Below are 519 nucleotides of genomic sequence, written 5' to 3'. Positions count from 1 at the left end.
TAATTGAAGCATCTCTTTCTGCGCATATAGGGATTTCTGTTCTTGATACTCAAACTGGAGAGTCTTGGGATTACAATGGCAATCAGCGTTTTCCTTTAACAAGTACTTTTAAAACAATAGCTTGTGCTAAATTATTATTTGATGCTGAGCAAGGGGAAATAAATCCTAAGAGTACAGTTGAGATCAAAAAAGCAGATCTTGTGACCTATTCTCCCGTAATAGAAAAGCAAGTAGGACAAGCAATAACACTCGATGATGCGTGTTTCGCAACTATGACGACAAGTGATAATGCAGCAGCAAATATCATCCTAAATGCCCTAGGAGGTCCTGAAAGTGTGACGGATTTTCTAAGACAAATCGGAGATAAAGAAACCCGTCTAGACCGTATTGAACCTGAATTAAATGAAGGCAAGCTTGGTGATTTGAGGGATACGACAACTCCTAAGGCAATAGCCAGTACTTTGAATAAATTTTTATTTGGTTCAGCGCTATCTGAAATGAACAAAAAAAAATTAGAGT

At 37.6% G+C, this 519-nt stretch carries 1 protein-coding gene; it reads left to right on the top strand.

Going from position 1 to position 519, the window contains the following annotated elements:
* The coding region (bla, locus tag R7044_RS28040; RefSeq protein WP_225456362.1) for a class A beta-lactamase at nucleotides 1–519 on the top strand (519 nt) is incomplete at both ends.

Source organism: Vibrio sp. 1402 (genome assembly GCF_033340275.1).
The sequence above is the reverse complement of the archived record's forward strand: the minus strand, read 5'-3'. Positions and strand labels throughout refer to the sequence as shown.